At 58.3% G+C, this 1,272-nt stretch carries 3 protein-coding genes; 2 read left to right on the plus strand and 1 reads right to left on the minus strand.

The genetic code is table 11. The annotated features are described in order from the left end of the window. Positions 1-34 precede the first annotated feature (34 nt). Complete coding sequence (locus tag Q0288_RS05230; protein ID WP_299428225.1) at positions 35-505, minus strand: hypothetical protein; 471 nt, start codon at positions 503-505, stop codon at positions 35-37. Between the two features lie 94 nt (positions 506-599). Here Q0288_RS05230 and Q0288_RS05235 point away from each other — a divergent pair, with 94 nt between their 5' ends. After that, positions 600-971, plus strand: a complete 372-nt coding sequence (locus tag Q0288_RS05235; protein WP_299428228.1) for a hypothetical protein — start codon at positions 600-602, stop codon at positions 969-971. Continuing rightward, positions 961-1,143, plus strand: coding sequence for a hypothetical protein (locus Q0288_RS05240; protein ID WP_299428231.1), 183 nt, complete (start codon positions 961-963; stop codon positions 1,141-1,143). Before Q0288_RS05235 ends, Q0288_RS05240 begins: the two co-directional genes overlap by 11 nt. The last annotated feature ends 129 nt before the right edge of the window (positions 1,144-1,272 follow it).

The raw sequence follows: 1,272 nt of genomic DNA on the forward strand, positions 1-1,272 counted from the left end.
GGGGGGGCAGGCTAGCGCGCCTTCTAGCCTGCCCTCAAGTCCGCCGGAGCGTGCAGGTTCCATCTTTGAGCGTTCGATCCTTAAGGCTGGCATCGTAGTTGGCTGTACCTGCCCAGCCGCCCTGGTTTGGTTTCAGGTTGCAGTAGAGCACCTCGGGACGGCTGACCTGGTTGCGGGTATTAACTGCTGCGTCCAGTATGACTACCACACTCAGGGTTTGACGGTCGGGGTAGTAGTTAAAGTTGGCTCCTCGGGCGGCTGTAACTGGACGGGCCGTAACGAAGAACCAGTCGCGGCCCAGGGTGGTGCGGCGCTCGAGGTGGCTTCCTACCGTGAGGGTGAAGCTGTTGCCCCTGGCAGTCTGGAGGCCGCGAACCTCGAGCACATAGGTTTCGCCCGGTTTGATGGGCACACTGGTTTCGGAAGGGGTGCTGGCCCGGGGGGCACAGGCCGCGAGGATCAGCACCCAGGCCAATGGCAGGAGACCCAGGGGCGGCCACTTCATGCGAGGTAGCCTAGCACCGGCGGTTCTGAGACCAGGACAGGAGGGCGTTAATGGCTCGAGAGGCGAAACTCATCTGCCTCTTATTAGACCTTATGTGAAGATTTCAAATATGCCCCAGAATAGCGGTGTCGAACAAATCTATCGGCTACTGACCATCAGAATCGCATCTGCCACTCAGGCTCAGGTCAGGTTGACCCAGGATTTGAGCAGTGAGCAGGTGGAACTTCATGATTTACCGAAATACCACCAAGCCAGCAAGGCAAAAACCCTGGCAGCCCGCCGCGTATGCAGCCATGCTACCGGGCGCCCTTACAAAGAAAGCAGTCACCAGGACAGCGAGTCGCGGCAGGACAGAGGGGTGTGGTACTCTCTTGTGCGCCAGGCTTCGATAGATTTAGATTCATTCATGAATCTCCACACTCCTTGGCAAAATTCGGTCTGTATGCTGCCCGGCGGTGAAGGGTGATGGTTCTGTGCTCTCTACAGCCCTGCTGATTTTGTTCGCACTACTCGCCCTGTTGGGCCTGGTGGTGCTGGTGCGCTATGTCTGGAGCATCACCAACCCGGAGGAGGAGCGCGAGGAACTCGAGCGCTCTGAAGACGGGGCCAGCGATTCAGAACCGAAGAAACCGGATTGATCCCAGCCCCCGGGGTTAGGGTCTGATTGCCCCAATAGTAATGCGAGATGACCCGATTGGGCTTCGGGCAGCTTTCGACTACCCGCAGTGAACTCGAGATAGGGTGGGTGTGTACGGCAGGGTTTTTTC

It is taken from the genome of uncultured Meiothermus sp., assembly GCF_937863175.1.
Classification (GTDB): domain Bacteria; phylum Deinococcota; class Deinococci; order Deinococcales; family Thermaceae; genus Meiothermus.